This is a genomic window from Acidithiobacillus acidisediminis (genome assembly GCF_023277115.1).
Classification (GTDB): domain Bacteria; phylum Pseudomonadota; class Gammaproteobacteria; order Acidithiobacillales; family Acidithiobacillaceae; genus Igneacidithiobacillus; species Igneacidithiobacillus acidisediminis.
In genome coordinates this window covers 2,686,808-2,712,728 of record NZ_JALQCS010000001.1, presented here as the reverse complement: position 1 = coordinate 2,712,728, position 25,921 = coordinate 2,686,808, and the positions used below count along the sequence as shown (strand labels likewise).

General features: G+C 59.6%; 27 protein-coding genes. 20 read left to right on the top strand and 7 right to left on the bottom strand.

What is annotated here, in order from left to right; all coding sequences use genetic code 11:
- Positions 1 to 11: 11 nt before the first annotated feature.
- The gene (locus M5D89_RS13615; protein WP_248886337.1) at positions 12 to 335 is read right to left on the bottom strand and encodes a hypothetical protein; all 324 of its coding nucleotides are present in this window, start codon (positions 333 to 335) and stop codon (positions 12 to 14) included.
- Between the two features lie 116 nt (positions 336 to 451).
- On the opposite strand from M5D89_RS13615, the gene M5D89_RS13610 reads away from it, so the two are divergent.
- Genes M5D89_RS13610 through M5D89_RS13590 form a run of 5 tightly spaced genes read left to right on the top strand, consistent with a single transcriptional unit; the run spans position 452 to position 6,482 of the window.
- Positions 452 to 850, top strand: a complete 399-nt coding sequence (locus M5D89_RS13610; protein ID WP_248886336.1) for a hypothetical protein — start codon at positions 452 to 454, stop codon at positions 848 to 850.
- Complete coding sequence (locus M5D89_RS13605; RefSeq protein WP_248886335.1) at positions 847 to 1,668, top strand: CbbQ/NirQ/NorQ/GpvN family protein; 822 nt, start codon at positions 847 to 849, stop codon at positions 1,666 to 1,668. The genes M5D89_RS13610 and M5D89_RS13605 overlap by 4 nt, the downstream gene beginning before the upstream one ends.
- A 7-nt stretch (positions 1,669 to 1,675) precedes the next feature.
- A complete protein-coding gene (locus tag M5D89_RS13600; protein ID WP_248886334.1) occupies positions 1,676 to 4,165 on the top strand; it encodes a nitric oxide reductase activation protein NorD in 2,490 nt (829 codons plus the stop codon).
- The gene (locus M5D89_RS13595; RefSeq protein ID WP_248886333.1) at positions 4,165 to 5,346 is read left to right on the top strand and encodes an acetoin utilization protein AcuC; all 1,182 of its coding nucleotides are present in this window, start codon (positions 4,165 to 4,167) and stop codon (positions 5,344 to 5,346) included. The genes M5D89_RS13600 and M5D89_RS13595 overlap by 1 nt, the downstream gene beginning before the upstream one ends.
- Positions 5,343 to 6,482 (top strand): aldo/keto reductase, encoded by a 1,140-nt coding sequence (locus M5D89_RS13590; RefSeq protein ID WP_248886332.1) that lies wholly within the window; start codon positions 5,343 to 5,345, stop codon positions 6,480 to 6,482. Before M5D89_RS13595 ends, M5D89_RS13590 begins: the two co-directional genes overlap by 4 nt.
- Before the next feature lie 3 nt (positions 6,483 to 6,485).
- On the opposite strand, the gene M5D89_RS13585 is transcribed toward M5D89_RS13590, so the two are convergent.
- A complete protein-coding gene (locus M5D89_RS13585; protein WP_248886331.1) occupies positions 6,486 to 7,061 on the bottom strand; it encodes a TM2 domain-containing protein in 576 nt (191 codons plus the stop codon).
- An 80-nt stretch (positions 7,062 to 7,141) separates the two neighbouring features.
- On the opposite strand from M5D89_RS13585, the gene M5D89_RS13580 reads away from it, so the two are divergent.
- The 4 genes from M5D89_RS13580 to M5D89_RS13565 are packed head-to-tail and all read left to right on the top strand — an operon-like array spanning position 7,142 to position 9,826.
- A complete protein-coding gene (locus M5D89_RS13580; protein ID WP_248886330.1) occupies positions 7,142 to 8,077 on the top strand; it encodes a selenium metabolism-associated LysR family transcriptional regulator in 936 nt (311 codons plus the stop codon).
- A complete protein-coding gene (locus tag M5D89_RS13575; RefSeq protein WP_248886329.1) occupies positions 8,074 to 8,829 on the top strand; it encodes a type 1 glutamine amidotransferase in 756 nt (251 codons plus the stop codon). The genes M5D89_RS13580 and M5D89_RS13575 overlap by 4 nt, the downstream gene beginning before the upstream one ends.
- Entirely contained in the window at positions 8,826 to 9,191 is a 366-nt protein-coding gene (locus M5D89_RS13570) for a hypothetical protein (protein WP_248886328.1), read from the top strand. The genes M5D89_RS13575 and M5D89_RS13570 overlap by 4 nt, the downstream gene beginning before the upstream one ends.
- Before the next feature lie 2 nt (positions 9,192 to 9,193).
- On the top strand, positions 9,194 to 9,826 hold the full coding sequence (locus M5D89_RS13565; protein WP_248886327.1) for a VTT domain-containing protein: 633 nt from the start codon (positions 9,194 to 9,196) through the stop codon (positions 9,824 to 9,826).
- A gap of 75 nt (positions 9,827 to 9,901) precedes the next feature.
- Here M5D89_RS13565 and M5D89_RS13560 read toward each other — a convergent pair whose 3' ends face one another.
- From M5D89_RS13560 to M5D89_RS13550, 3 genes are read right to left on the bottom strand one after another with little or no spacing between them, the layout of a single operon-like run.
- The gene (locus tag M5D89_RS13560; protein WP_248886480.1) at positions 9,902 to 10,297 is read right to left on the bottom strand and encodes a DUF805 domain-containing protein; all 396 of its coding nucleotides are present in this window, start codon (positions 10,295 to 10,297) and stop codon (positions 9,902 to 9,904) included.
- Between the two features lie 44 nt (positions 10,298 to 10,341).
- Entirely contained in the window at positions 10,342 to 11,208 is an 867-nt protein-coding gene (gene aguB / locus M5D89_RS13555; protein WP_248886326.1) for an N-carbamoylputrescine amidase, read from the bottom strand.
- A 44-nt stretch (positions 11,209 to 11,252) separates the two neighbouring features.
- Entirely contained in the window at positions 11,253 to 11,903 is a 651-nt protein-coding gene (locus M5D89_RS13550; protein ID WP_248886325.1) for a thioredoxin fold domain-containing protein, read from the bottom strand.
- A gap of 340 nt (positions 11,904 to 12,243) precedes the next feature.
- Here M5D89_RS13550 and M5D89_RS13545 point away from each other — a divergent pair, with 340 nt between their 5' ends.
- Positions 12,244 to 13,359 (top strand): C40 family peptidase, encoded by a 1,116-nt coding sequence (locus M5D89_RS13545; RefSeq protein WP_248886324.1) that lies wholly within the window; start codon positions 12,244 to 12,246, stop codon positions 13,357 to 13,359.
- 65 nt (positions 13,360 to 13,424) lie between these two features.
- Here M5D89_RS13545 and ccsB read toward each other — a convergent pair whose 3' ends face one another.
- Positions 13,425 to 14,591, bottom strand: a complete 1,167-nt coding sequence (gene ccsB / locus M5D89_RS13540) for a c-type cytochrome biogenesis protein CcsB (RefSeq protein WP_248886323.1) — start codon at positions 14,589 to 14,591, stop codon at positions 13,425 to 13,427.
- Between the two features lie 277 nt (positions 14,592 to 14,868).
- On the opposite strand from ccsB, the gene M5D89_RS13535 reads away from it, so the two are divergent.
- Positions 14,869 to 15,558, top strand: a complete 690-nt coding sequence (locus tag M5D89_RS13535) for a P-loop NTPase family protein (protein WP_248886322.1) — start codon at positions 14,869 to 14,871, stop codon at positions 15,556 to 15,558.
- Positions 15,559 to 15,592: 34 nt separating this feature from the next.
- On the opposite strand, the gene M5D89_RS13530 is transcribed toward M5D89_RS13535, so the two are convergent.
- Positions 15,593 to 15,940: a hypothetical protein gene (locus tag M5D89_RS13530; RefSeq protein ID WP_248886321.1), complete on the bottom strand. Its 348-nt coding sequence runs from the start codon at positions 15,938 to 15,940 to the stop codon at positions 15,593 to 15,595.
- A gap of 56 nt (positions 15,941 to 15,996) precedes the next feature.
- Here M5D89_RS13530 and yoaA point away from each other — a divergent pair, with 56 nt between their 5' ends.
- From yoaA to M5D89_RS13485, 9 genes are read left to right on the top strand one after another with little or no spacing between them, the layout of a single operon-like run.
- The gene (gene yoaA / locus M5D89_RS13525; RefSeq protein ID WP_248886320.1) at positions 15,997 to 17,919 is read left to right on the top strand and encodes a DNA repair helicase YoaA; all 1,923 of its coding nucleotides are present in this window, start codon (positions 15,997 to 15,999) and stop codon (positions 17,917 to 17,919) included.
- Positions 17,916 to 18,575 (top strand): tRNA (adenosine(37)-N6)-threonylcarbamoyltransferase complex dimerization subunit type 1 TsaB, encoded by a 660-nt coding sequence (gene tsaB, locus M5D89_RS13520; RefSeq protein ID WP_248886319.1) that lies wholly within the window; start codon positions 17,916 to 17,918, stop codon positions 18,573 to 18,575. Before yoaA ends, tsaB begins: the two co-directional genes overlap by 4 nt.
- Entirely contained in the window at positions 18,575 to 19,045 is a 471-nt protein-coding gene (gene rimI, locus M5D89_RS13515; protein WP_248886318.1) for a ribosomal protein S18-alanine N-acetyltransferase, read from the top strand. Before tsaB ends, rimI begins: the two co-directional genes overlap by 1 nt.
- Positions 19,046 to 20,665 carry a peptide chain release factor 3 gene (locus M5D89_RS13510; RefSeq protein ID WP_248886317.1) on the top strand — a complete coding sequence of 540 codons (1,620 nt, stop codon included), beginning with the start codon at positions 19,046 to 19,048 and terminating at the stop codon, positions 20,663 to 20,665. It abuts the gene before it with no gap.
- A complete protein-coding gene (locus M5D89_RS13505) occupies positions 20,662 to 21,126 on the top strand; it encodes a tetratricopeptide repeat protein (RefSeq protein WP_248886316.1) in 465 nt (154 codons plus the stop codon). Before M5D89_RS13510 ends, M5D89_RS13505 begins: the two co-directional genes overlap by 4 nt.
- An 11-nt stretch (positions 21,127 to 21,137) precedes the next feature.
- The gene (locus tag M5D89_RS13500; RefSeq protein WP_248886315.1) at positions 21,138 to 22,625 is read left to right on the top strand and encodes an efflux transporter outer membrane subunit; all 1,488 of its coding nucleotides are present in this window, start codon (positions 21,138 to 21,140) and stop codon (positions 22,623 to 22,625) included.
- On the top strand, positions 22,622 to 24,790 hold the full coding sequence (locus M5D89_RS13495) for an FUSC family protein (protein ID WP_248886314.1): 2,169 nt from the start codon (positions 22,622 to 22,624) through the stop codon (positions 24,788 to 24,790). Before M5D89_RS13500 ends, M5D89_RS13495 begins: the two co-directional genes overlap by 4 nt.
- Positions 24,780 to 24,980, top strand: a complete 201-nt coding sequence (locus tag M5D89_RS13490; protein ID WP_248886313.1) for a DUF1656 domain-containing protein — start codon at positions 24,780 to 24,782, stop codon at positions 24,978 to 24,980. The genes M5D89_RS13495 and M5D89_RS13490 overlap by 11 nt, the downstream gene beginning before the upstream one ends.
- The gene (locus M5D89_RS13485; RefSeq protein WP_248886312.1) at positions 24,977 to 25,909 is read left to right on the top strand and encodes an efflux RND transporter periplasmic adaptor subunit; all 933 of its coding nucleotides are present in this window, start codon (positions 24,977 to 24,979) and stop codon (positions 25,907 to 25,909) included. The genes M5D89_RS13490 and M5D89_RS13485 overlap by 4 nt, the downstream gene beginning before the upstream one ends.
- The last annotated feature ends 12 nt before the right edge of the window (positions 25,910 to 25,921 follow it).

Below are 25,921 nucleotides of genomic sequence, written 5' to 3'. Positions count from 1 at the left end.
AGAACGCAAGTTCAGCCGACGTGGGCGTGGGCTTCCGTATCGAGCAGGAGTTCGTGGCTCTCGCTCTGGCCTTCGTTGCTCGCCGTCAGGGTCGCAACCCGCACCCCAGCATTCTTGAAGGTCAGCTCGTAGGAGAACATGCCGGGCAATTCGATATTGCTCTCCTTCAGGGTCTTGCCTTCACAGCTCAGGGTAACCTTGGCGCTGCCTTGGCCTTCGAGCATCGCCTGAATCCGGAAGGGATGACCTACCACCCGGCGATAGACCTGTGGGTCGCGGTTCTGGTTGTACTGCAGGTTGTTGAGTTTGACCATCTTGACGAGTTTCGTGCTCATGAAAGCCCCTTTTCCGTGCATAAAATCCATTATGGATATCAGTGGGTAAAACACCCGTATCCTAGACGAAGTGGGGGAAAAAGGGTAGGTTACTCGTTCAGGCGAGAGGAGTTGTTATGCACGATAAGACCCTAGCGCTGGCGCGCTTGGACGAGGCGCAGGCACATATCGAGGCCCTCGGGCGAAGTGCAGATCCAGGTAATTTTTCCGCCAGTGTGGCGCAAGGCACCGAAATCGCGCGGGAATTGCTGCAGATTTTACTGGTGTCAGAGCGCAAGGACTTTGCTGCCGATGCGGATCTGCTCACGCTGTGGAAAACGCTGGTGAAGGGGCAGCCACATTGGAATACCATTCGCGACAATTGTCGCGAGTTGGTGTACTACCAGAATTGCCTAGACCTGGGGCGCGAAGACGCTCTGCCGCCGCAACCGGAAAAGATGTTGCTGCACACCCTGCGCCATTTGTATCTTTACGCCCGCAGCCATACCGAACAGTCGCAAGAGGATCCATCATGAGTCAGACTCGCCCAGGCGATCATGCCCTGCGCTATATCAGTGAAGAGCCATTTTATCAGCCGGTGGGGAATGAGCTGGGGATCTTCATGGCCGCCTGGGGGCGACGTCTTCCGGTAATGCTGAAAGGGCCAACCGGCTGCGGTAAGACGCGGTTTCTGGAACATATGGCCTGGCGTCTCAAACGTCCTCTGATCACGGTGGCCTGCCACGAGGATCTGACCAGTTCCGATCTGGTTGGTCGTTTCCTGATCGAGGGCGATGAAACGGTCTGGCAGGACGGTCCCTTGACCCGCGCGGTGCGGGAAGGCGCAATTTGCTATCTGGACGAGGTGGTCGAGGCGCGTACCGATACCACGGTCGTCATCCACCCGCTGACCGACCATCGCCGTCATCTGCCCATTGACAAGCTCGGCACGGAAATCACTGCGCATCCCGATTTTCTTCTGGTCATCTCCTACAATCCGGGCTATCAGACTGTTCTCAAGGATCTCAAGCCGTCGACCAAGCAACGCTTTGTGGGGATGAACTTTACCTATCCTCCGGCAGAGCTCGAGGCGCAGATCGTTATGCGCGAGTCGGGGCTGGATGCGGATCGTTCCAGCAAACTCGTGCAGGCTGCTGCCAAGGCACGCAATTTGAAGGATCAGGGCCTGCAAGAGGTGACTTCCACCCGCGCCCTGGTCTATGCCGGCACCCTGATAGCGGCAGGTCTGGCGCCGTTGGAGGCTATCGAGGCGGCCATTGTCAGTCCGCAGACCGATGATCCGGAGTTGGCAATGGCGCTGACGGAAATTTTCCAGACCTTCTTCGCTGCCTGAGGCCTGCGTGTCTGCGGCGACGGAGGAAATCCTCGAGCATCTCGAAGCGGTGAGCTTCGTTGCTGGACGCGATGCGCGTGCCGCATTGCCAGCAGTGGAGCCTCTGGGCGAAGGGCAAGCACTGCGCTACCTGGAAACCGGTCGGGAGCTGTTCTTCTATGATCGTGAGGCGGGCAAGGGCTTCTTTCATGCCACGGAAGGGCTCGTACAGGCGTTCGGCGGTCTCGACCCCTGGTTGGAGCAGGCGCGGGTCTTCCTGACCCAACGCGGGACGTTTCGCGCGGCCGTCGGCTACTTTGAACAGGCTGCGCAGGTGCGCGAGCAGTATGGCCTGGCGGGGGAACAGATCTGGTACGAGGAAGGGGCAGACTGGGTCGCACGTCATGTCGATAGTGCCGCGGCGTACTTCCGCATGCCCATCGCCCAACTCTTCGGCGCTTATGGTGCCGAGGAGTTGCGTACCTTGCTGGCTCCGGCGCGAGAGCTGGCGAAAGGACGACTGGGTCTGGCGAGCTATCTCGAAGGTGCGGTCAAGGTCCGCGCCATTTGTGGTCTGGAAGGGGTTGCAGACTGGGCGCAGCGCGGGCGGGATATTCTTGCGGCTGGCCGTATCCGCGGTGAGGCGTGGTACAAGCTGGAGAGCGACGAGGCGCGCGCCTTCCTCCTGGAGGTGCTGCCGGGCTTTCGTATTGGGCCACACAAGCGCCTCTTTGCCTTGCTCCTGCAGGCCTGGACGGGCTTGCATCTGCCCTTCGAGGAGGGCGACTGGAGCGTGGAGGGCGGGCGCAGCTTTCTCGAGACGGATGGGCGCAGCCTCTTTGTCCCGGCCGTGATGCCGGATCGGGAGGAGGCGGTATTGGCCTTCTACCACACTGGTGCCCACCTCGCCTTTGGCAGTTATGACGACGCTGCCATTCAGGCGCTCTTCCGCGAAATTGGGATGGAGCATCCCCCGTTGGATGCCGATCAGCGCATCACCTGGCGTCCCCTCTTTGCACAATTCGGTCAAGACCTGCTACGTTTTCAGCTCATCTTCGACATCCTCGAGGATCTGCGGGTTGATCTGGCCATGGAGCGGGAGATGCCCGGGTATCTGGCACGCCTGCTGCGGGCGGCAGAGACGCGCAGCGTGCCCCCGGGGGCGGCGGGTGCGTATTGGCGCGAGGCCTTGCAGATCACCTGCGCCGCAGCCGCTGGTCATCTGCCAAGCGAGCTGACGCCATTGTCCACTGCCGTGGCGGGAATTCTCGACGCCTTTCGTCTAGCCCTGGAGCGCTACGCCCACACCGATCTTCCCCCCATTACTCTGGCCGAGCGTGCGGCAGCCTTTTTGCCGGGGCACTCGCCCAATGCTGCCCGGCCGGTCTATCCGCGCAAGAAGTTGCAGAACGATGCCGTGGAAATAGACGCGGGCGGCGAGCTCGGCGCAGCCGGTCATAAGGAAAAGCCGCGCGAGGCGCCGCAGCAGGCAGAGGGCAATGATCCGGATCTGGAAATCCCCCCAGAAGATATTCAGGGCACCGGCGGTCGAGTAGGGGTGGGGATTCCCATGCCCGCCAAGGTCCACGGCAGTGGCCGTGGAGTGCAGGGTCCCAAGGGTGGCTGGCCCTACAAGGAATGGGACTACCGCCAGGAAAAATACAAGGACAACTGGGCGCGGGTGCATGAGCGCAAGCTGCGCGAGCGCGACGAGGCGCGCGCGGTGGAGATCACGGCGGAAAACGATGGCACCATGCGCCGACTGAAGAAGGCACTACAGGCGCAGAAGCCGACGCGCATGTCTCCCCTGCGGCGGCAGAAGGAGGGCGAAGAGCCGGACATCGATGCCGCCGTGCAGTTTGTCGTCGAGCGGCGCGCAGGTCAGAGCCCCAAAGCCAACATCTACCGGCAACGTCGGCCGTTGCAGCGCGATACGGCGGTCTTGCTTCTCGCCGATCTGTCTACCTCGATCATGGCCGAGGCCGCCGACAGCGGCGTGCGGGTGGTCGATCGTTTACGGGCCGCTATGCTGCTCTTCGGCGAGGCCTTGGTCGAAGTCGGGGATCCTTTTGCCCTCTATGGCTTTGCCAGCAAATATCATCAAGAGGTGCTGGTCTACCCGATCAAACGCTTCGATGAGCGTTTTGATGGGCGAGCCAGAGCCGTTCTGGGTGGCCTCAGTGGGCGCCTGGCGACGCGTATGGGAGCCGCCATTCGACACAGCACGCGGCAGCTCCTGCGCAGTCCCGGACAGCGACGACTCTTGTTGATTCTCTCCGATGGTCGACCCGCCGACTACGATGACGGTGGTGATCCGCGCTATCTGCAGGAGGACACCCGCATGGCGGTGCGGGAGGCGCGGGAACAGGGGGTGCATGCTTTCTGCATCAGTCTTGATCCGCGCGGTGGTGAGTATCTACCCCTCGTCTTCGGACCGGGCCATTACCTGGTCCTGCCGCAGATCGATCATCTGCCCCAACGTTTGCCTGAGATTTATCTGCGATTGCGGGGGCACTGATGAACGAGGCCGAGCTGCTGCAGGAGCACATTCCGCCCACCCGTGCAGCCTTTTTTGTGGGTGCGGCGCGCTATCGGCGTAACAGCTATGGCAAGAATCATCCCCTTGCCATTCCGCGGGTGTCGCTGACCCTGGATCTGATCAACAGCTACGGGGCCATGGGGCCGCAGGAGTATCGGCTCGGGCGCCCCGCTAGTCATCATGAACTCTGGGGATTTCACACCCGCGACTATATTCAAGCCTTCGAGAAGGCCCAATTCCGCGGTCGAGTGACCGATCAGGATCGGCGTCTGTATCAGCTCGGCACCTTGGAAAACCCCTGTTTCCCGGGTTTTTTCGATACCCCGAATTTGGCCACAGGATCGAGCATCCAGGCGGCAGAGTTGGTCTTGCAGGGACAGACGGCCTTCAGCCCCGCTGGTGGGATGCACCATGCAGCGGCACATCAGGCCCGGGGCTTCTGCTATCTGAATGATCCCGTCCTTGCCATCCAGCGCCTACGCCGCACCGGCCTGCGGGTCCTGTACTGGGACCTGGATGCCCATCATGGCGATGGCGTCGAGGCCGCCTTTGTCCAGGACCCCCAGGTGCAGACGGTATCGATCCATATGGATACGGCGTATGCCTACCCTTTTCAGGGGGGAGGGCTGACGGATCATCCCGGGGAGGCGTTGAACTTACCCCTACCGCAAGAAGTGAACGACAGCGAGTATCGCCATCTTTTTTCCGCCCTTTGGCCGCGCGTCCTGGAGGCCTTTGCCCCGGATGTCGTCGTGCTGCAGGCAGGTACCGACATCCTCGCCCCGGATCCATTGAGCAAGTTTCGCATCAGCAATCTGCTGTTCTGGGAGATGCTGCAGCAAATCGTTACGGACTCGCCGCGACTCCTGGTACTCGGTGGCGGTGGCTATCACCCCATTGCTCTGGCGCGCTGCTGGACGGGCTTGTGGGCCATCCTCAGCGGCAGGGCACTGCCCAGTCCCTTGCCTGCGGCCGGACAGGAGCTATTGCGCAGCGTTGATTGGGAACTCGACGATGAGGATGCGCCAGATTACGAGCGGCAGTTTCATGAACTCGAGGATCTTCCCCTGGAGGGAAACATCCGCAGCGAAATCGTCGACCGTGTCGAATATCTTCTGCATCAGCATCCCCTTTTTGCCCATAGGAGAGCCCTGGCATGACTGCCGAATTGATTCCCGGTGCCGCGAACAGCCTCGCCAGCAAGAAATACGCTGAGCGCTTCATTGCTGCGGGCTTGCCCGAGGGGCATTACAGCGATTTTCTCAATACGCGGATCAAGCTGTCCTCCTTGGGGGTGGGGACATTTCCGGGAGCCCCCGACGAAGTGACGGATCTGGCGGTGGCGGCCATCGTGGCGCAGGCGCTGCAGTCGGGCATCAATGTCGTCGATACCGGTGCCAACTACCGCTACGGGCGCGCCGGACGGGCCGTCGGCGCAGGCATCGCCAAGGCGCTGCAGGCGGGAATCCAGCGGGAAGAGTTTTTTGTCCTGGGCAAGGGCGGTTTTCTGACCTTTCCCGAGGGTAAACCGGACGATCTCGATCGTTTTTTTGCTCAGGAGGTGGAGGCCAAAGGGCGGGGGAAGAAGGAAGATCTGGCCCATGGTATTCATTGCCTGAGTCCGGAGTATCTCCTCTGGCAGCTCGATGAACTGCGTGCCCAAACCGGGTTGGCGACCATTGACGCCTTTCTGGTGGACCAGCCCGAGGTGCAGATTCCATTGATTGGCAAAGAACAGGTGTACCGCAAGTTGATTGATGTCTTTGCGGCGCTGGAGGGAGCAGTGGCAGAGGGGAAGCTCCGCCATTATGGCATCTCTACCTTCCACGCCTGTCGCGTTGAAACCGATAATCCGCTATTCCAGTCGATGACCAGTCTGTTGGGCTTGGCGGAAAAGGCGGCAGGAGAGGGCAAGCGTCATCATCTGCGCATTGTCGAGCTGCCCTTCAATGCGTTGATGCCTGAGGCTTACACGCGCTTCAGCCAGGTCACCGGGCAGGGGAATATCGCCTCCACCATACAAGCGGCGTATCAGCTCAAGCTGACCGTCATGGCTAGCCACTCCCTTGGCAAGGGCTTGTTGGGGCGGGAAGAGGTGCCTAGCCTGCAGCAGGCAATGCCAGATCTGGCCAATGCCGCCCAGCGCGCCATGCAGTTTGTGCGCTCGACCCCCGGCATTGCGGTGACCCTGGTGGGGATGAGCAACCCCATGCATTTGTCTGATTTTCTGGCGGTCGCCCAGCAGGAGCCTCTGCAGCGACAGCAGTTCCTGGCGATGTTCGAGAAAGAGAAATAGGCTTCAGTCGTCTTTCTGTTTTTCCTGGCGATGAATCTCTGCCAGCAGGCGCTCCTGCTCGGCAAAGGACATGCGCCGGCTGCCGGGAGCAAAACCTTTCTTGTCTGACACTTTTGCTGCGGGATGGCCGGCCTGCTCCGCTTCCTTCACTTTTTTGTAGTTTTGCAGCTCTTTCTCCCACTCTTTGCCCTGATCCAGATTCTCTGGTCGGCCCTGATATCCCTTCGGTGCGGCAGGTGTTTGCTGGGCAAACCAAGCTGCCTTGCGCTGCTCGCGATTGAACTGGCTCACCCACATGCCAAGCTGGCGCAGGTCGCGCAGGGCAAACAGCAGCATCACGAGTCCAAGGCCCAAGGCAAAGGGCCAAGGGAGGGTAAGGGCGAGAATGACGACCAGGAGGCTGGCCATGGGGTAGGCCCAGGCAAGCCGGCGCTGCAGGTAGAACCGATGGAGCCCGAGCCAGAAACACAGCCAGCTCAGGTAGGCGCTGGAATTTTTCTTCTGTAGTTGCTGCAGCCGGATCTGCACGCTTTGTAGCCCTTCCCCATGGAGGTCGAGCTTTTCCCAGGCTTTTGGCACGGGCACTCTCCAGAATAATGTATTGAACCGCTCTGATATTATCCCTAAACTCTGGCAAAGTCGCGAGCGACGGGAAAACTATGGCAGATAGACGATTGCAGGTCTTTCATACGGTGGCGCGTTTGTTGAGCTTCACCAAGGCGGCAGAGACCTTGCACATGACACAACCGGCGGTGACCTTCCAAGTGAAGCAATTGGAAGAGCAGTTCAATACCCGCCTGTTTGATCGTACTCACAACCGCATCAGCCTCACGGAAGCCGGCATGGTGGTGTACGAATACTCAGAAAGAATTCTTTCGTTATATTCAGAAATGTCTAACCGTGTGGGGGAAATGACTGGCGATCTGCGCGGACATCTGCTGATCGGTGCCAGCACGACCATTGCCGAGTATATGCTGCCCCGGGTGCTCGGCGATTTCAAAATGAAATATCCCGACGTACAGGTGCGCTTGCATGTTGGTAACACGGACAAGATCGTCCACATGATCGAAGACAACAGCATCGATCTTGGTCTGGTGGAGGGGGTCGTCACCAACAAGAGCCTTGCAACCCTGAAATGCTGCATGGACAACATGATCGTTATTGCCCCCGCTGATCATGTCTTGGGCGAACACGAGGCCGTTCTGGCGCGGGAGTTGTTGGATTTCCCCTTTGTCTCCCGCGAGGAAGGCTCCGGTACCCGCGAAGTGACCATGGAATATCTGCAGCAGGAAGGGGTGGACCCGCAGGATCTGCATGTCACCATGGAGTTGGGAAGCCCGGAGGCAGTCAAAGGGGCTGTCGAAGGGGGATTGGGTGTTGCCGTGGTTTCCGAGGCAACGGTGCTCAAGGAATTGGCGCTCGGATCCATTGTGGCGCGCCCCCTCAATCCTCCCCTGGCGCGGCCTTATTTCTTTGTTTACCAAAAACAGAAGTTCCGCAGTCTGGTGATGGATGAATTTCTCGAATTTTCCAAAGAGCGTTGCAGCAAGGATTTTCTCAGCTTGCCCAAGCAACGCGGGGTAGTCCGTTCATGAAGCATTTTGCCGTTGTCCAACATAGTTACTCGGAATTCCTGGGCGTCATCGAAAGCCAACTCGAGAAGCGCGATATTGGGTTCAGCTACTTTCGCGTATTCCTGACCCAAGAGTTGCCCAGTAGCGCCCTGACCTTTGATGCCCTGTTTCTGTTGGGTGGCCCCATGTCGCCCTTGGAGACGGAAAAGTATCCTTGGCTGGAGCAGGAGCTGCAAACGATTGGCGCCTTCCGCAAGGCGCAACGTCCGGTGATCGGTTTTGGCCTGGGTGCGTTGATGATTGCCCAATATGAAGGGGCGGAGTTGTCGCTGGAGCCTTACCACAATGCTTATTTCACCACCGCCCACGCGACGGAGGCAGGCCGTGATGATCCGCTGGCACAGGCGGTGGACGGGCGTCAGGTGATTGTATGGTCCGCAGGAGTTGCCAAGTTGCCGGAACATATCCAGCCCTTGGTAGTGGATGATGAGGGGCGTTGGATTGCCTTTCGTCCTGAGGACGGTGGTGCGATGGCCCTGCTTTTCCGGCCGGAAATGAAGCCTGGCCTGATCGAGGATATCTTGATGGAGGAAGACCGGGAAACCCCCGACAATGTCGGCGAGCTTCTCGCCCAGGCGCGGGAGTTGTGGCCGGAAATGCAGAAGACGACCGATCAGGTCCTGGTGGCCTTGGTGCGCGAGCTGTCTTTGATGTCCGAACGTCGGAAACCGCGCGTTTTCGCCCTCAACGTCGCCCCCGCAGACAAGTCATGAATGCCTTTGAGCGCCGCTTGCTGCGCGTGAGTCGCAAGTTGGATGATGGGCAACGCGAGCAACTGCTCACCTTTGCTGAATTTCTCGTGAGTCGCGGGAAAGAGGGCGGGGCAAAGGGCGGAAGTGAGCCGTTGTTGGAGCCGCTGTCGATCCCGGCGCGGGAGGAAGAGACTGTGGTGGGTGCCATCAAACGCTTGCGTGAGTCCTACCACATGCTCGACGCGAAAGTCATGCTCAATGATACCGCCGCAGTGATGTCCAAACATGCCGTGGGTGGCTTGCCGGCAGACGCGGCGATTATCGAGTTGGAAAGTCTGTTCTTGCGCCACTACGAGCGCTATCGCAGCGAGTCGCAAGGTTAATAATGCTGCACCTCTTGCAGGTTGTCCTGCACTTTGATCACTGGCTGGCGGTATTCCTGCAGGAATATGGGGCCTGGGTATATTTGGGCCTTTTCCTCATCCTTTTCGCGGAGACAGGCTTGGTCGTCATGCCGATATTGCCTGGCGATTCAATGCTTTTTGTCTGTGGTACCCTGGCGGGTGCCGGGCATATGTCACTAATGATTCTGATTCCGGCGCTCATTCTCGCCGCGGTCCTTGGTGACGCGCTGAATTACGGCATCGGGCGACGTTTCGGGCCAGGACTATTTTCTGGCCGTTGGCGCCTGCAGCCGTCACATCTGGCGAGCACCAAGGCGTTCTATCATAAGCATGGGGGCAAGGCGGTCATCATTGGTCGCTTTCTTCCCATCATTCGTACCTTTGTTCCTTTCGTTGCGGGCACCGCGCGTATGCCTTGGGCGCGTTTCACCACCTTCAACATCGTCGGTGCCTTTCTCTGGGTGGGGGGTTTGTTGCTCGCTGGTTATTTCCTGGGTCGTCTGCCCTGGGTCAAGGCCTATCTCACGCCATTCCTACTTTTGATTATCGTCGTCTCCCTATTCCCGGCGTTTGTTGCGTGGTTGCGTAATCGGAAAGCTGTAGTCAAAGTGTGAGTCCATATAGTAATGCCCGCCAGGATCTGGCGGGTTCATGGTTTTACAGAAATAGAGCGCTGTTTCGTTATCTGCTCAGTACGCGGCGCTGTCGTGGTAAGCTCCGTACTTCGCGCCTTCCGGCTTGGCGGGGAATATATAAATGATCAACAAAATAATTCCGCCAATGTAGGGAAGCAGATTCAGCAGGATGAGCCAAGCAGAAAGATTCACATCGTGCAAGCGACGCGCCTGGGCGCCGATACTGGGCAGGAGGATCGCCAGAATATAGAGGCCATAGATCAATATCACGAGAGTGCTCAGTGTGGATCGTTCGCCAACCGAAAAGGCCCCGAAAATGGCCGCTAGAATCATAAAGGCAAAGATGATGAGGAAATTGCAGAGGGTGAACCACCAGAACTCGGCGCGGGACATACGCCCATCGAAACGAAAGTAATTGCCGAAAACCGTATGGGTATAAGCATCAATCATACGCACGTTGTCTCTTCCTTTGCTGCAAAAAATCAGAGCGGCTCCTAGCGTGGATCTCCATCATAACTGCAAATGGGTCCGTACAGGTCGGGACGGCGATCGCGAAAAAGACCCCAATCGATGCGCTGGCGCGCGCTGGCATTTAGATCCAAGTCAGCGGCGATGAAGCCTTCATCGAGGTCAGCCTGAGCGAGGATTTCGCCCGTGCTGTCAGTAATGAAAGACCCACCATAGAAGGTAATGCTGGCAGAGCGTCCATCCTCTTTGCCGATGCGGTTGGCGGCAATCACGGGCATGACATTGGCTGCGGCGTGACCCTGCATGGTGCGGGTCCAGTGTCCGCGACTGTGAATCTCTGGTGCCGTGGGCTCAGAGCCAATGGCCGTGGGATAGAGCAGCATCTCCGCTCCGTGCAGGGCGAGGACGCGCGCAGTTTCTGGGAACCACTGATCCCAGCAGATGGCGACACCCAGGCGACCATAACGGGTAGGGAAGACGCGAAAGCCAGTATCGCCAGGGCTGAAGTAGAATTTCTCCTGATAGCCTGGGCCATCTGGGATGTGGGCTTTGCGGTACAGTCCCAAGTCGGTGCCATCGGCATCGAAGGTGACCAGGCTATTGAAATATGCATTGCCCGCGCGTTCGAAGAAACTTACAGGCAAAACCACACCGAGTTCCGCAGCGAGGCTTTGCATGCGTTGCAACGCCGGATCCTCGCGCCGATCTTTGGCGAGGGCAAAAAAATCGATGTCCTGATCCTTGCAAAAGTACGATGTGCTGAAGAGCTCCTGCAGCAGGATGACCCGCGCCCCGGCTGACGCGGCTTTCCGTACCCAATGCTCGGCCTTGTCAATATTCTCGGAACGCGCCCCAGAAATTGCCATCTGTATGGCAGCTACCCGTACTTGCATGATTCCCCCCACATTTTTTCCTCAAGCGGGAGGATACGTTGGGACTAGTGCCCTGACAAGGGTTGGCGATGCAGGGGGATTTCTTGCAAGACCTCGTGCAGATTGCTGGCATCCAAGGCGCCTTGCACGATCCGTATTTTTCCGCCCTTCTGCGGATAGATCATGGTGGGTACCACTTTGCGTCCGCAGCTCCGCAACAGTACCAGATTGTGCCTCAGGATCTTTTCCGATGCGCGGCTCGCCAGGGTTTCCGGTACTCCGCCAAAGCTTTTCATATTGAATTTCTTTTCATTCTGGAGGATGGCTGCGAGAGGATCCTTTGCCTGCAGAATATAGGCGGCCTTGCCGGCGCTACTGGGAGCCAAAAACCCGACGACCAGGTAACGCACTTGTAGATGCATGGGTTTGATCTGGGATTGCAGTTCGTCAATGAGCATGTGGCAATAAGGGCAGTTGGGATCAAAGATCACATAGAGGACGCGTGAACCGCGACCCTGGGCGATCCAGTGGCTCTGTCCAGCCTGCGCCCAGATTTTTTGGGGGCTTGTGCCGTTTAGAGCAGGTGCGGCGCTGGCAAGGACAGGAAGCAGTAGTAGTAGGGCGAGGATGGCACGTTGCCAGAGACGACGCCAAGTCCTCAAAATCCCTGCGAGATTTAGATCTGGAGCGGATTGAAAACAGATAGTTACATTCACCCACCACCTCCTAGCAAAGACCACCGCTCCAAGGCATGCAGGATCTGGGCCACAGGAAGGATTACACCGTGTCACATCTCTCTAACAAAAGCTTGCGCTACGGGAGCTTTTCGCCTAGATTCCCAAAGAGGCGTTATGGGGCATATGTGTTAGTTATGGCTAATAGACTTTGGAAAAACGGACTTCGAAGTATGGCACAGCCCTTCCGGGAGGGCAGATAGCGCGGTGTGGGCCGCCTCGTGCAGAGGCGGTCTCGTTTTTTCTGGGGTGTGTCTCTGCCTGTGGTTCTTGGTGATAGAACCCATGCAGCGACGCTTCCAAGGCGTTTGGAGGAGGCGCAATGCGGAAAAGCGTAGTGGGAGTTGCGGTAACCCTCGCGGTGTTTTTTTCGGGTAGTGTGCTGGCACAGGCGCATACAGCTACTCGGCATATCATCCACAACCAGCACGCGCGAGTCGTCGGTGATCATGGGCGAGCCAAACATACTCCCCATCAGTACCGACACGCCAAGCCGGTCGTTGCGTTGCGCACAGGGTATCGGCAGCGCGCGGTGAAAAGGCCAGCCATCCAGGAGGGCGACCGCCAATCAGCGAGCTTTGACAGCCTTGCGCCTGGCGCGCTGCAGTTGATGCATCTCTCGCCAGTGTCCTTCGCTGGCGTCGGCGCCGCCCCGCAAGTGAGCCCCTTGCCGCATTACACCTTTTCGCAAGCCATCCCCACGCAAGTGCAGCCCGTGGACTCCGCACAGTTCATCAATGCCTCCCTCATTCTTGCCAAGGTGGCGGACAATGCGCCTGCGGCTGTGCTTCCCGTCATCAAGGAAGCCACTGTGGAAGCGCCCCTGCCTGCTGTAGACACTGCCGTGCCAGCGCACTCGGGCAGTACGTTGGGCGTTGCATTGCAGATGCTTGCCAGCCAGGCCTATTACTGGGCGAGTCACCCCCTCGCAACCCTGCAGGAAAACGGGGACTTTGCTGCGGGAGAGAATGTGCGGACAGAACTACGCAATGACGTTGCTCTGGCGGCACAGAGCATGACCACGGAGGATGGCACCGGTTCGAGTTGGCTTTCACCCCGTGGCCTCGTTTCTGCTGCTTTACGATTCATCGGTGCCCCTTATGTCTGGGGCGGGACGAGTCCACGCACCGGCTTTGACTGCAGCGGTTTTGTGAAATATATCCTGGCCAAATTCGATATCCACGTGCCGCGGACCTCCTATGCCCAGGCAGCGAGTCTGCCGGCCATCCCGCGCCGCGACCTCAAACCGGGCGATCTGGTGTTTTTCAATACGATGCACCGAGCCTTCTCTCACGTCGGCATTTATATCGGCCACGGACATTTTGTCAGTGCGCAAACGCCATCGACCGGCGTCCAGGTGGCGAGCCTTAGCGATCCGTACTGGTCAGCACGATTCGACGGCGCCAGACGTTTGCCCCAGGACGTTCATTTCTCCTGAACCACGGTGTTCACGGATAAAAGGCGAGGCACGTAGCGTGCCTCGCCTTTTTTGCGCTCAACGCTTCAGAGTTTGCCGTAGGAGTGCAGACCGCCCAGAAAGAGATTTACGCCAATAAAACAGAAGGTCACAACGATCAGGCTGATCAGCGCCCACCATGCCATCGGCCGACCATGCCAGTTCTTTTGACTGCGGGCGTGGAGGAATCCGGCGTAATTGAGCCAGACGATGAGTGCCCAGGTTTCCTTCGGATCCCAGGACCAGAAGCCGCCCCAGGCCCGGGCGGCCCAGACCGCGCCGAGGATGGTGCCGACGGTGAAGAAAAGAAAACCGAAGGCAATGGTTCCCGAGTAACTGCGTTCCAAGATTTCCAGGCTGGGCAAGCGATCGCGCAGGAAGCCGCCATGTTGCAAGGCGCGATCCTTGAGAAGGTAAGCCAAGCCTGCCATGGCGGAGATATAGAAGTTGGCATAGGCCACAAACATCGAGGGCACATGGATTTTCATCCAAAAGCTCTGCAGTGCGGGTACCAGCGGCGCAATGTGGTCGAGATGGTAGGCTGCTCCCACCCAGAACATGAAGATGTCGGCAATGAGCACCAGAGGGAGAACGAAGGCGCCCAGGCCACGGCTCTGGGTATCCTCTTCGTAGTACAAATAAAAGAGAATGGTCATGGCACAGAAGAGGGCCATGACGTCATAAATATCGCTGACGGGGATATGGCCCCAGCTGGGATGGCCGATATAGGTTTCGCGCCAGCGAATGGCGAGACCAGCAAAGCCGAGAGCTGAAGCAGCCCAGGCGAAGCGCTGTCCCCATTTTCCACCGCTTTCGCTGCCGCGCAACAGGTAGCCATAATAGCCCACAGCGCTACACAGGATGGCGACGCTCATCCAGTCAAACATCGCGTTGCTGTGGAGGAAATAGCGCATCAGCAAGCTGTTGCTGTCATTGTAACCAAGCGTATACAGGCCCACGCCGACGCCAGCGATGGCGAGCACGACCAGTGTAAACAGACGGAAGTGCGGCCATTTCAGTCCAAACCACAACAGACCGGCGTACCACATCCCGAGGATGATGTACTGCCACATCCAGAATTGAGCGCGAAAAATGACCCAGATACCGAGCGCTCCGAGGGTGAGGAATAAGGTCCAGACGAGATTTTCTTTGTTACTGCTTGGAAACGTCTTGTGATCAAAACGCGAGTACTGCTGTTCGAGTTGAACAGACATGATGCGGTTGCCTCCCTAGTTTTGCGATCATCCCTTTATAGGGTTCCATTCTAGCAATATTGGGGCCGATAGGAGGGCGATTCCCCGGCAAAGGATTCTAGTGCATAGTCGAATTCTGACTGTTCCGTAGTGCACAGCACAGAGGAGGGCGCTGCCCTCCCCGGGCCAGTTTTGCGTCCCTACGGTGATCCACGCCCTATTTGAACTCGGGTACACCCTCCGCCATACTCCGCGATGGTGTCCTTTGGTAACGTCCGCTTCCTGATGGAGTACAAGCATGGGCAGCATTCATTTCATTGGTGGCGAAAAGGGTGGCGTCGGAAAATCCCTGATGGCACGGGTTCTGGCGCAGTATTTCATCGATCATTCGATCCCCTTCCTGGCTTTTGATACGGACCGTTCCCATGGGGCCTTGCTCCGCTTTTATCGAGACTACACCTCTCCCATTGTGGTGGATCAGTATGAGAGTCTAGACAGCATATTGGAGGCCGCCAGCGCCGATTACGATCAGCGCATCCTGGTGGATTTTGCGGCTCAAACGCAATCCGCGCTAGTTCGTTGGATGGAAGAATCGGATGTTCTGGAGGTCATCGAGGAACTGGGACTCAATCTGCAGTACTGGCACGTCATGGATTCGGGGCAAGATTCCGTCGATTTGTTGCGCAAACTTCTGGATCGCTTTGCAGACCGCCTGCGCTATGTCTTGGTGCTGAATCAGATTCGCGGTGAGGAATTCCAGATATTGGAGCAGTCTGGACAGAAACAGCGAGCTCTGGACATGGGGGCCAAGATCATCAGCCTGAAACATCTCCATGAGCCACTCATGATCAAGATAGACCGTAACAGCAGCAGTTTCTGGAGCGCGACACAAAATGGCATCGACCACGAGATGGGACTGATGGAGCGGCAGCGGGTCAAACGCTGGCTCAAAAGTAGTTATCAGGAAATAGACCGGGTAGAAGTGTAGGAAATTCTGAAGATTACGTTGACCAACGCGCGGATCAGACGCGCCGAGGATGTTTTGCAAACCTTACCGTGGGGGCGTCGCTCCCATCAAGGCGTGCCAGCAGTCGAAATCCGCCGATCATTCCAGAGATGCGTTGCGGCAGTTCCCGTTCCCAATCGGCCCCCAGCGGCCAAGATTTCGCGCGCGTATGGGTAGAACGATCAAGCTTGTCTGCCGCGCGGCCATCCAATAGGATCAACAAATCCGGCCAATCACGATCCAGGTATTCATGTCGCGCTTCCAGCCAGTCTCTGCCAAGCTGCTCCGCCAGCGCCACCGCGCGTTCTGCAATTTCTGGATCTTGCTCATGCAGAAAAACCACTCGCGCGCGCCGTTTGTACATGCTTGCCAGGGTACTGGCTGTTCATTCTCTTGTCGAGCCGATGGGTGGGATCGGGGGTGAGCGCTGCAGGGGACGGCGCAGTGTGGGCGGACTTGCTCGGTGCATCGAGCCCTCTCGCTGCCCTGTTGCCGGAGTTTCGTGCGCGTTCGCAGCAACAGGAGATGGCTGCTCGCGTAGCCAAAACTCTGGCCGATGGCGGAGTGGCGCTGATCGAGGCTGGCACCGGCACCGGGAAGAGCTTTGCCTATCTTTTGCCGGCGCTCCGGTCGGGTAAGCAGGTCATTGTCTCGACCGGTAGTCGTGCCTTGCAGGATCAGCTCATCGAGAAGGATATCCCGCTTCTCCGCCGGGCTTGGCCCCAGTCGCTGCGAATCATGCGTCTCAAGGGGCGAAGCAATTATCTTTGTCCCTATCGTTTGCAGGAGAGCTTGCGCGCTGGCGTGGTAGGGCAGTTACAGCGCGATTTGCTGCGGGTGGCAGACTGGGCGGCGGCGACGCGAGAGGGAGATATTACCGAGCTGCGCGGTGTTGCGGAGGATTCTCCCGTGTGGCCCTTGGTGACGTCCACCCGCGACAATTGCCTGGGCACGGACTGTCCGGAGCAGTCCCGTTGTCCGGTGCTGGAGGCACGACGGCAGGCGCAAGAGGCAGAGCTGATCGTCGTGAACCACCATCTCTTGCTCTCTGATCTGGCCCTGAAGGCGGAAGGAAAGGGCGACCTGCTACCGACGGCAAATGGTCTGATTGTGGATGAGGCGCATCAACTACCGGAGCTGACGGCGCAGTTTTTTGGTCAGCACCTCAGTGCCCACCGTCTGACGGAATGGGGCCGCGACAGTCGGGTGGCCGCCCAGAGCGAAGCCGCCGACGATAATGAGTTGCGCGCGCTGATCCAGAGCTGGGAACACGCGGTGTTGCGTTGGCAGGAAAGTGCGGGAGAGGGACGGCTGGAGTGGCGCCCCGATGACGACACGCCACTGGCGCAGCGATTCCGCGAACTACTGCGCAGTGCGGAGCCCTTGCAGGAACACTTGCGTGCGGTGGCGGTGCGTGGCAAAGCGCTAGAGCAATGCAGCCGGCGCGGCGAAGAGTTGCAGAGCGTGCTGGCGCATTTTGCCGCTCCCGGGTTGGAGGAGCAGGAGGTGCGCTGGTGTGAGCGGCGCGGTCGCGGACTGTTGCTCCATGCCACACCTCTTGATCCCGCGGAGACCCTGCAGCGGCATCTCTTTTCTCAATATGCTGCCATCTTGCTGACCAGCGCCACCCTGCGTATTGGCGGCGAGTTTACGCAAACGCGCAAGCTGTTCGGGTTGCAGCAGAGTGAAGATTTTTTTGCCGCGGCCCCGTTTGATTATCCCCAGCAGGCACTGCTTTACCTGCCGTCTGACCTACCAGAACCCAGTAGTCCACGCTACACCGCTGCTTGTCTCGAGACGGCCATTCCGGTGCTGGAAGCGAGCCACGGCCGTGCTTTTTTTCTTTTCACCAGCCATCGTGCCTTGCAGGAGGCGGCGGCAATTCTTTCCCGACGCCTGCGCTATCCCCTGCTGGTACAGGGGCAGGCACCCCGAACCCGCCTGCTGGAGCGTTTTCGTGCCGCTGGTGATGCGGTCTTGCTCGGTGCCGCGAGCTTTTGGGAGGGCATCGACGTGCAGGGTGAAGCGTTGTCTACCGTCATCATCGACAAGCTGCCTTTTGCTAGCCCCGGAGATCCGGTGCTGCAGGCGCGGATGCAGCGGATTCGTGCCGAGGGCGGAGACCCATTCCGCGATCTGCAGATCCCGCAGGCGGTTATCGCGCTGTGTCAGGGTGCCGGGCGTCTCATCCGCTCCGAGCGAGATCGTGGCGTGTTGATGCTCTGTGATCCCCGCTTGCGCAGCAAGGGCTATGGCCGCATTTTCTTGCAGAGTCTTCCGCCGATGCGGCAAAGTTCGGAATTGGCTGCAGTACAGCAATTTTGGCAGGAATCATCGGGATGAAGACTTGGCTGGCCATTGAAACAGCCACGGAGGCGTGCTCTGTCGCCGTCTTTAATGGCGACCGGGGGTGGCAAGACCTCATTGTCGCGCCCAATCGGCATAGTGAGCTCCTCCTGCAGATGATTGATGGCGTCCTGAAACAAGCCGGGTTGCGTCTCGAACAAATCGACGGTCTGGCGTGCGGCGTCGGGCCGGGTGGCTTCACCGCAGTGCGCCTCGGTATCAGTACCATGCATGGCCTGGCCATTGCCACGGGCCGGCCCATTTATCCCGTTTCCAGCCTGCAGGCCCTGGCGGCTGGAGCCTCTGATCGCCCGGTATTGGCTGCCTTCGATGCCCGCAAGGGGGAGGTCTATGCGGCGGCCTATCGGCCGGATGCGCAGAGTATCCCGCAGCCGTTGACTGCAGAGTGTGTGTGTCGACCCGAGGCGCTGCAATGGCCGGTAGAAGAGGCTGCTCTGGGCCTGGGAACGGGCTGGACCGCGTATGCGCAATGCTGGTCGCAGGTGCATTGTTGGCAGGGAGATCGCTATCCGGAGGCGGCGCAGGTATTGCGTCTGGCGCGGGCGCGCGCTGCAGCAGGAGAGGCAGGGATGCGTCCCGAGGCCTTGGAGCCGCACTATATCCGCCCCTCTCAGGCCGAGGAGAAGCGCTGATGCCATTGCGTGTGATGAGCGTTGATGATCTCGACGCGGTAGCGGCATTGGAGGCGGAGATTTCGCCGGGACCCTGGACGCGTGGCATCTTTCGCGATTGCCTGTTGGCGGGCTACGACAGCTGGGTAGGGGTCGATGCCGCCGACCAGCTCTTGAGCTTTGGTGTGCTTTCTGTGGGCGCCGCCGAGGCACATGTGCTCAACCTCGGCGTTGATCCGGCGCAACGCCGCCGTGGCCACGGTCGGGAAATGCTCGAGCAGTTGCTGACGCGGGCGCGGCAATTAGGGGCGGAGCGCGTATTCCTCGAGGTCCGTGTCTCCAACTCCGCGGCGCAGAATCTCTATCACCAGTTCGGCTTCCATGAAATTGGCGTGCGCTTGCAGTATTATCGCAACAAAGAGGGACGCGAGGACGCCTTGGTGCTCTCCCGTGCGTTGAGCCAGTCCCTCCCCACGCTGTCTGAGAGTTGAATGATGTCTGAAATTGTCGAGGCGCTGGCGCGCCCCCAAACCCTGGACGAGATTCATCGTCGTCGCACCTTTGCCATCATCTCCCACCCCGATGCCGGCAAGACGACCCTCACGGAAAAGCTCTTGCTCTTCGGCGGGGCGATCCAGATGGCAGGCACGGTGAAGGCGCGCAAGAGTAGCCGCCATGCTACCAGCGACTGGATGGCCATTGAAAAGAGCCGCGGCATCTCCGTTGCCAGTTCGGTGATGCAGTTTGACTACGCTGGGCATGTGATCAATCTCCTCGACACCCCAGGCCACCAGGATTTTTCGGAAGACACCTATCGCGTCCTGACGGCGGTGGACTCCGCTCTGATGGTCATCGATGCAGCCAATGGCGTCGAGGCCCAGACCATCAAGCTGCTAGAAGTCTGTCGCCTGCGCGATACCCCCATCATCACCTTCATGAACAAGTTTGACCGCGAGAGCCGCGACCCCACGGAGCTGATGGATGAGGTGGAGTCGGTGCTGGGTATTGCCTGCGCCCCGGTAACCTGGCCAGTGGGTATGGGCAAGCGTTTTCGCGGGGTCTATCATCTACTGCGCGACGAGATGTTGGTCTTCGCACCCGGGCAAGAGAGCCGCGAGCAAGAATTTGAGCTGATTGCTGGCTTGGATAACCCGGAACTGGATCGCCGTTTCCCGGACGAGATAACGGATTTGCGCGCCGAGATCGAACTACTGCGGGCGGCCGCCAATCCCTTTGATCTCCATGACTTCCTGGCAGGGCGGCAGACACCCGTGTTCTTCGGTTCGGCTATCAACAATTTTGGTGTACGTGAGCTGCTCCAGGCCTTGATCGACTGGGCCCCGGGGCCGCTGCCGCGCCCCACCACCAGCCGCAATGTGGAGCCCGAAGAGGAGCGCTTTTCCGGCTTTGTATTCAAGATTCAGGCGAACATGGATCCGCAGCATCGTGACCGGGTAGCGTTTCTGCGCATCTGCTCCGGCCATTTCCAGCGCGGTATGCGGGTGCGTCATCTGCGTCTTGGGCGCGAGATCCAGATTCACAACCCCATTACCTTCCTTGCCCGCGAGCGCGAGTTGGTGGAGGATGCCTACGCTGGCGACATCATTGGCCTGCACAATCATGGCAGTATCCAAATTGGCGACAGCTTCAGCATGGGCGAGGATCTGCAGTTTACCGGTATCCCCTATTTTGCCCCCGAACTCTTCCGCCGCGTGCGTCTGCGCAATCCCCTCAAGGCCAAGCAGTTACAGAAAGGCCTGCAGCAATTGGCGGAGGAGGGGGCGACGCAGGTCTTTCGTCCACTCCAGGGTGGCGATCTTATCCTCGGTGCCGTGGGGGTGCTGCAGTTTGACGTCGTAGCGGAGCGGCTCAAGACTGAATATGCCGTTGAGGCCAGCTTTGAGGCGGTCGCGGTACAGACGGCGCGCTGGGTGGACTGTGAAGATCCTAAGCGCTTGGCAGAGTTTACCCGTAAATTGGAAGAACATCTGGCGGAGGACGCCGGCAATCGCCTGGCTTATCTCGCTCCGTCCCGGGTGAACCTGGACCTCACCATGGAACGCTGGCCGGAGATCCATTTTCATGCCACGCGGGAGCATGCCGGGCCATGAAATGGCTGATTTCGGCCTCCGCCATCATCGCCTTGCTTCTCGCCTTGCCAGCGTGGGCCCAGGATTGGGAAGCCCTGCGCAACCGCGCCGAGCAAGACCCGCAAGCACTGGCGCAACTGCAGCATGCGGCGCAGCACGGCCACGGCGAAGCGGCCTTTTACCTGGGCACCTTATACGCCCCGCCCATCTGTAAACAGGAACGCACCGTAGCAAAAAGCTGGGATGACGCGCTGCATTGGTACCGTATTGCTGCGGATTTGGGCGAGGCAAAAGCCGATTTCGACCTCGGTTTGGCCTATGAGAAGGGCCTGGGGGTGGCCAAGGACCCTGAGCTGGCACGCTACTATTACCGCCGCATGATGACCCAGGCCGCGCGCGAGGTCGGCGCCCCTGCCGACCAAGCCGAGGCTCTGGGCACGGGCGAGGCGTTTCCTAGTCGAGCAAAGGATACTGTCAGCTGAACGGCTCTCCGTTGGCGCAGACTGATCGGCATCGTTGGCGTTACCCCGCTGCCTGGGCCCTGATGGGTGTCGTGCTGTCGGCTTGTGCGCCGGCCACGCCTCCACTAAAAAAACCACTGGCCTTGTCCCAGCTGCAATTGCCCCAGGATCTTTTGGGGTCTGCGCCTAATCCTTCGTCGAGGCCGGCGGAGTGGTGGCAAACCCTTGCTGGTCCGGCACTCTCCCCCCTGCTGCAACGGGCCTTGGCACATAATCCCAGCCTGGCCGAGGCCGAAGCCCGGGTGCGTGCGGCGGCTGGGGCTGTACAGGAAGCCGGTGCGACTTTGGAACCGCAATTGAGCGCCCAGGGGCGCCTGAGTGGTAACCATTGGACCCAAAATCAGTTTTATCCTCCGCCCTTTGGGGGGCGGGATACCTGGAATAACGCTGCCAATGTGGATCTTTCTTATCACCTGGACCTGTGGGGCAAGGATAAGGACCAGCGGCAAGCCCGCCAGGCTGATTTTCAAGCACGGACGGAGGAGGCCCGCGCCGCGGCCTTGATCCTGGAAGGACAGGTCTTGCGCACCGCCGTGGATCGTGCGGCGACAACGGCAATGCTGCAGAATGCCAAAAGCCAGCGTGAGGTGCTGAACCAGATCCTGAAAATCGCCCGGGACCGGCAAAACCACGGTCTGAGTAACGGCCTGGAGAGCATCGTCCAGGCCGATGCGCTGAATGCGCTGGATCTGCGCGTGCAACATCTTGAAGAAGCTGCACGCCTGCAGGACACAGCCTTGGCCATCCTCGTAGGGCAGGGCGCTGTACTGCCGGCGCAAGCTTCCGTGGAGAGCTGGACCCTCAATGCCCGCTGGCAGGTGCCGCAGCAGGTCCCTGCCGAACTCTTGGGACAGCGCCCGGACGTCCAGGTGCGGCGGGCTCAGATGACCGTCGCGGCGGCAGAGATTCGGGTGGCGCGGGCCGATTTTTATCCCAATATCAACCTGGTTGCCTTTGCGGGTGGCCTTGCGGCAGCAGGGAGCTTCTTGCAATTTTTCCATCCGAGTTCGCTGCAATATGGGGCGGGTCCGGCGATCTCTCTGCCCCTCTTCACGGGTGGACGCTTGCGCGGCCAACTGCATCGCCGCGCGGCCGACTACGATGCCGCCGTGGCCCGTTATGATCAGACCCTGCTCCACGGGCTCCAGGAGGTGAGCGACGCCCTGACCCATCTGCAAACGGCCGCCCATGTACGGCAAGAGCTTCAAGAGCGCGCCAAACTCTTGCGCAAAACCCAGCAGATACAAGATCAACGCTGGTCTGCAGGCCTGCAAAATGCCCTGCCAACCCTGGAGACTCGACTCGAACGTTTGCGTCTGGCGGCTCAAGACGTGTCCATCAACGCGGCGGCGCTGAAAAGCTTGACGACCCTTCAGGTAGCCTTAGGCGGCACCGCTCTCCCCCAAGTGATGGGCGATGACCCCAAGTCTCAGGCCTTGTTGCAGGAGTCTGCTCCGTGACTGCCGCTGCGCGGGCCGCATCCTGGCGGGCGTGGTGGGCGCCCTTGCGCAAGGATGGGGAGACCCTGATCTTCATGCTCAAGGTTGCCGCGGCTGCCGTCCTGACCCTCTGGCTTGCCTATCGATTTTCCCTGGATTCGCCCTCTACGGCAGTGATTACCGTGTTCATCGTCATGCAATCCCGCAATGGTATGGTGCTGGCCAAGGGCTTTTATCGTGCCCTGGGTACCTTGGTGGGGAGTTTGGTGGGGCTCGGGCTGGTCGCTGCTTTCCCCCAGTCCCGTTGGGGCTTTTTGCTGGGTTTGGCCCTCTGGGTTGGCCTATGTACGGGGGGCGCCCGCTATTTTCGGAACTTCCAGGCCTATGCCTTTGTATTGGCAGGCTATACGGCGGCACTGGTAGGGATTCCAGCGGTATTGCAGCCGGCGCACGCCTTCGACATTGGAATCGCTCGGGTGAGTGACGTGATGCTGGGTATCGGTATCGCCTCCATCCTGAGTGCCGTGCTCTTCCCTCAGTCCCTGCAGAGCTTGTTATATCAATCAGCGCGAAGCCGCTTTGGCCATTTTTTGGGGAACAGTCGGCGGGTCGTGGCCGGTGGAGTGCCCCGTGCGGGCTGGGCAAAGTTGCATTTGCAAGCCATTGCTGAAGTGATCCAGCTCGACAGCTATCGTTCCAGCGGGATTTTCGAGAGTCAGAGCGCGCGCCGCCAGAACGGCCGGGTACAGCAGATGATTGCCGAGATGATGGCGGCGGCCAGTTCTCTGCACCTGCTCAACAGTCAGCTGCGGCGTTTGCGGCATCCGCCCCTGCAGCACGTGTTGCAAACCTTGCAGCCTCTCCTCGATCAGGTGGATCAGACCCTGGCGCGTCTGGCGGAATGGGTGGAGCAAGACCAGATGGCGGCGGTGTTGCCCGAACTCGATCGTCTGCGGCGTTGGGTCCTGACCGAGCTCGGCAGCCCGGAATCCGGTACTTCCCAGGCGGGCCGTGCCATCGCCCACACGCCACAGCAAGCCCTCGCCAAAGACAGTACCATCCTGCTGCTCACCCGCTTTCTGGCGGAGTTACATTGGTATGTGTGGCGTTACCTGGAGGCGTTTCATCCCCATCTGCGCCACGACCAGCTACCGGGACGACCCGGCGCCTATGCCCACAATCTACACCGTCCAGCGCCTTGGGATCATCCCCAAACCGAGCTCTTTCAGCCCCTCAGTGCGGCTTTGCGAGGGATGGTGGTGGTTGGCATAACGGCAGCCTTCTGGTTAGGCAGTGACTGGCCCTCGGGACCCGCCGCCCTCATCATCGTCGCCGTTCTGGGGGCCCTATTTTCGACGTTTCCGAATCCGGTGGCCTCGGTGCGACAGATGGGCTGGGGAATCAGCGTAGCCTTCCTCGCCGCACTGGTGTTTACCCTCTTGATTTTGCCTCACGTTCAAGGATTCCCTCTCTTGGCCCTTGGGCTCCTACCCTTTCTCTTGCTGGGTCCCCTGATTCTGTATCGCAGTGCCTGGCCGGGTATGGCCGCAGGTTACGGGATTTTCTTTCCACAATTGGCCATTCCCCCCCAATCGGGACCTTTCGACTATCTGGGGATGGTCAATACGGGTATTGCTGAGGTGATGGCCGTCCTCGTGGTGGGATGGAGTTTTCTGACCATCTTTCCCATGGGAAACTGGTTGGAACGTCGCTGGTTGGCGAAGGGATTGCGGCAGCAGGTGGTCGAGGTCTGTCGGCAGCCTCTGGGCGGGCTGCGGGCGATTTTCGAGCGGGATACGCGGGAATATCTCCGGCTTTTGGTTGCTGATCCAGGCGGAAAACATCAAGAGGATGCCCGGATTCTGCGCTCTGCCCTGCGCCTGCAAGAATTGGGTGAAGCGGTTTTGCACCTCCGTTTACTCCTGCGTTCGGCCCCGGAGCTAGGGGAGGGGGTTGCGCCCCTGCTGGAAGTCCTCGCCCAGCATATGGAGGGCCAGGCGGACCGCTCCGCGGTCGCGGCGGCGTTGACGGTCGCCGTAGAGGCCGCCGAGTCGGGGCCTGGTCAGAACCTGGACACCCGCTTGCATGCCCTCTTGGCACCCGCGCGACTCCTGCGCATCTACCTGCAGGTGATCGGTAGTGTCCTCCAACGCCTGGAACCCGAAGGGGTGAGTCATGCCTCGTGAAATCCCCCTCTTCACGGCCATGGTGCCGACTCTGCTATTGATTTTTCTTGCTAGCCTGTTGATCTTCGGGTTGGTCGACCTTTTGCTATCGCGCTGGGATTGGGACCGCTACTTTTGGCATCCCGCTTTGCTACGCCTGGCCCTCTTCGTTTGCCTTTTTGCTTCCCTGTCCTTGGGGGTCTACGGATGATCCTTCGCCGTCTGATGCGCGTGGTGCTGACCCTCCTCGTGGTTGCCCTGGCCGCCTGGTTGGGGTGGCGGCTTTGGCATCAGTATCTGGACAGTCCGTGGACACGGGATGGCGTCGTCCAGGCGAGAATTGTGGACATCAACGCCGATGTTCCAGGACGGGTCATTGCCGTGGTGGTTCACGACAATACCTCGGTTCGGGCCGGACAGCTTCTGTTCACCATTGATCCGGAGCGCTATCAAATGGCGGTGCAAAGCGCCAAGGCCCAGCTTGCCGAGGCCGCGGCGCATTTAGCCAAGGCCCAGGAACAGGCCGCCCGGCGTGCCCAGTTGGGCTCGGACGTGGTTTCGGCAGAAGCCCAGCAGGATGCGCGCATCGCGGTCCAGGCTGCGCGTGCGCGCTACGCAGCGGCGCAAGCGGCGTTGAATCTGGCCGCCCTGAATCTGCGCCGGACCCAAGTGCGCGCGCCGGTAGCGGGCATCATCACCAACCTGCGCCTGCGGGTGGGGGATTATGCCTCTGCAGGTGCGGCCGAGATGGCCTTGGTCGAGGCCAAGTCTTGGTGGGTCTACGGCTACTTTGAACAGACCCGCCTGCAAAAAGTACGGGTAGGCGATCCCGTTACGGTCACCCTGCTCGGAGAGCGTCCGGCCTTGAGAGGCGTGGTGGAAAGCATCGCCCCTGCAGTTGCCGACCGGGAGAGTCAAACCGGTGCGCGTCTGGAAGCCAATGTCCGGCCAACCTTCAATTGGGTACGTCTGGCCGCGCGGATCCCGGTACGGATTCGCTTGGAAGATATCCCGCCCCATCTACCCATTGCTGCGGGTATGTTGTGCACGGTAGTGGTGGGGACCCGATCGGCGGGGGATAGGGGGTCTACCACGAACGGGACGCGTTCGTCTGCTGCGCGGCTTGCGCCAGGGTATTGATCCTCGTATAGT

Bases quoted from the DNA above. Each gene is read 5' to 3' on its own strand.
- tsaB (WP_248886319.1), top strand. From the start codon at position 17,916: ATGAAGACTTGGCTGGCCATTGAAACAGCCACGGAGGCGTGCTCTGTC.
- M5D89_RS13505 (WP_248886316.1), top strand. From the start codon at position 20,662: ATGAAATGGCTGATTTCGGCCTCCGCCATCATCGCCTTGCTTCTCGCC.
- M5D89_RS13560 (WP_248886480.1), bottom strand. From the start codon at position 10,297: ATGATTGATGCTTATACCCATACGGTTTTCGGCAATTACTTTCGTTTC.
- M5D89_RS13530 (WP_248886321.1), bottom strand. From the start codon at position 15,940: ATGTACAAACGGCGCGCGCGAGTGGTTTTTCTGCATGAGCAAGATCCA.
- M5D89_RS13605 (WP_248886335.1), top strand. From the start codon at position 847: ATGAGTCAGACTCGCCCAGGCGATCATGCCCTGCGCTATATCAGTGAA.
- M5D89_RS13545 (WP_248886324.1), top strand. From the start codon at position 12,244: ATGCGGAAAAGCGTAGTGGGAGTTGCGGTAACCCTCGCGGTGTTTTTT.
- M5D89_RS13615 (WP_248886337.1), bottom strand. From the start codon at position 335: ATGAGCACGAAACTCGTCAAGATGGTCAAACTCAACAACCTGCAGTAC.
- ccsB (WP_248886323.1), bottom strand. From the start codon at position 14,591: ATGTCTGTTCAACTCGAACAGCAGTACTCGCGTTTTGATCACAAGACG.
- M5D89_RS13490 (WP_248886313.1), top strand. From the start codon at position 24,780: ATGCCTCGTGAAATCCCCCTCTTCACGGCCATGGTGCCGACTCTGCTA.
- M5D89_RS13610 (WP_248886336.1), top strand. From the start codon at position 452: ATGCACGATAAGACCCTAGCGCTGGCGCGCTTGGACGAGGCGCAGGCA.
- M5D89_RS13590 (WP_248886332.1), top strand. From the start codon at position 5,343: ATGACTGCCGAATTGATTCCCGGTGCCGCGAACAGCCTCGCCAGCAAG.
- M5D89_RS13565 (WP_248886327.1), top strand. From the start codon at position 9,194: ATGCTGCACCTCTTGCAGGTTGTCCTGCACTTTGATCACTGGCTGGCG.
- rimI (WP_248886318.1), top strand. From the start codon at position 18,575: ATGCCATTGCGTGTGATGAGCGTTGATGATCTCGACGCGGTAGCGGCA.
- aguB (WP_248886326.1), bottom strand. From the start codon at position 11,208: ATGCAAGTACGGGTAGCTGCCATACAGATGGCAATTTCTGGGGCGCGT.
- M5D89_RS13485 (WP_248886312.1), top strand. From the start codon at position 24,977: ATGATCCTTCGCCGTCTGATGCGCGTGGTGCTGACCCTCCTCGTGGTT.
- M5D89_RS13580 (WP_248886330.1), top strand. From the start codon at position 7,142: ATGGCAGATAGACGATTGCAGGTCTTTCATACGGTGGCGCGTTTGTTG.
- M5D89_RS13535 (WP_248886322.1), top strand. From the start codon at position 14,869: ATGGGCAGCATTCATTTCATTGGTGGCGAAAAGGGTGGCGTCGGAAAA.
- M5D89_RS13570 (WP_248886328.1), top strand. From the start codon at position 8,826: ATGAATGCCTTTGAGCGCCGCTTGCTGCGCGTGAGTCGCAAGTTGGAT.
- M5D89_RS13510 (WP_248886317.1), top strand. From the start codon at position 19,046: ATGATGTCTGAAATTGTCGAGGCGCTGGCGCGCCCCCAAACCCTGGAC.
- M5D89_RS13575 (WP_248886329.1), top strand. From the start codon at position 8,074: ATGAAGCATTTTGCCGTTGTCCAACATAGTTACTCGGAATTCCTGGGC.
- M5D89_RS13595 (WP_248886333.1), top strand. From the start codon at position 4,165: ATGAACGAGGCCGAGCTGCTGCAGGAGCACATTCCGCCCACCCGTGCA.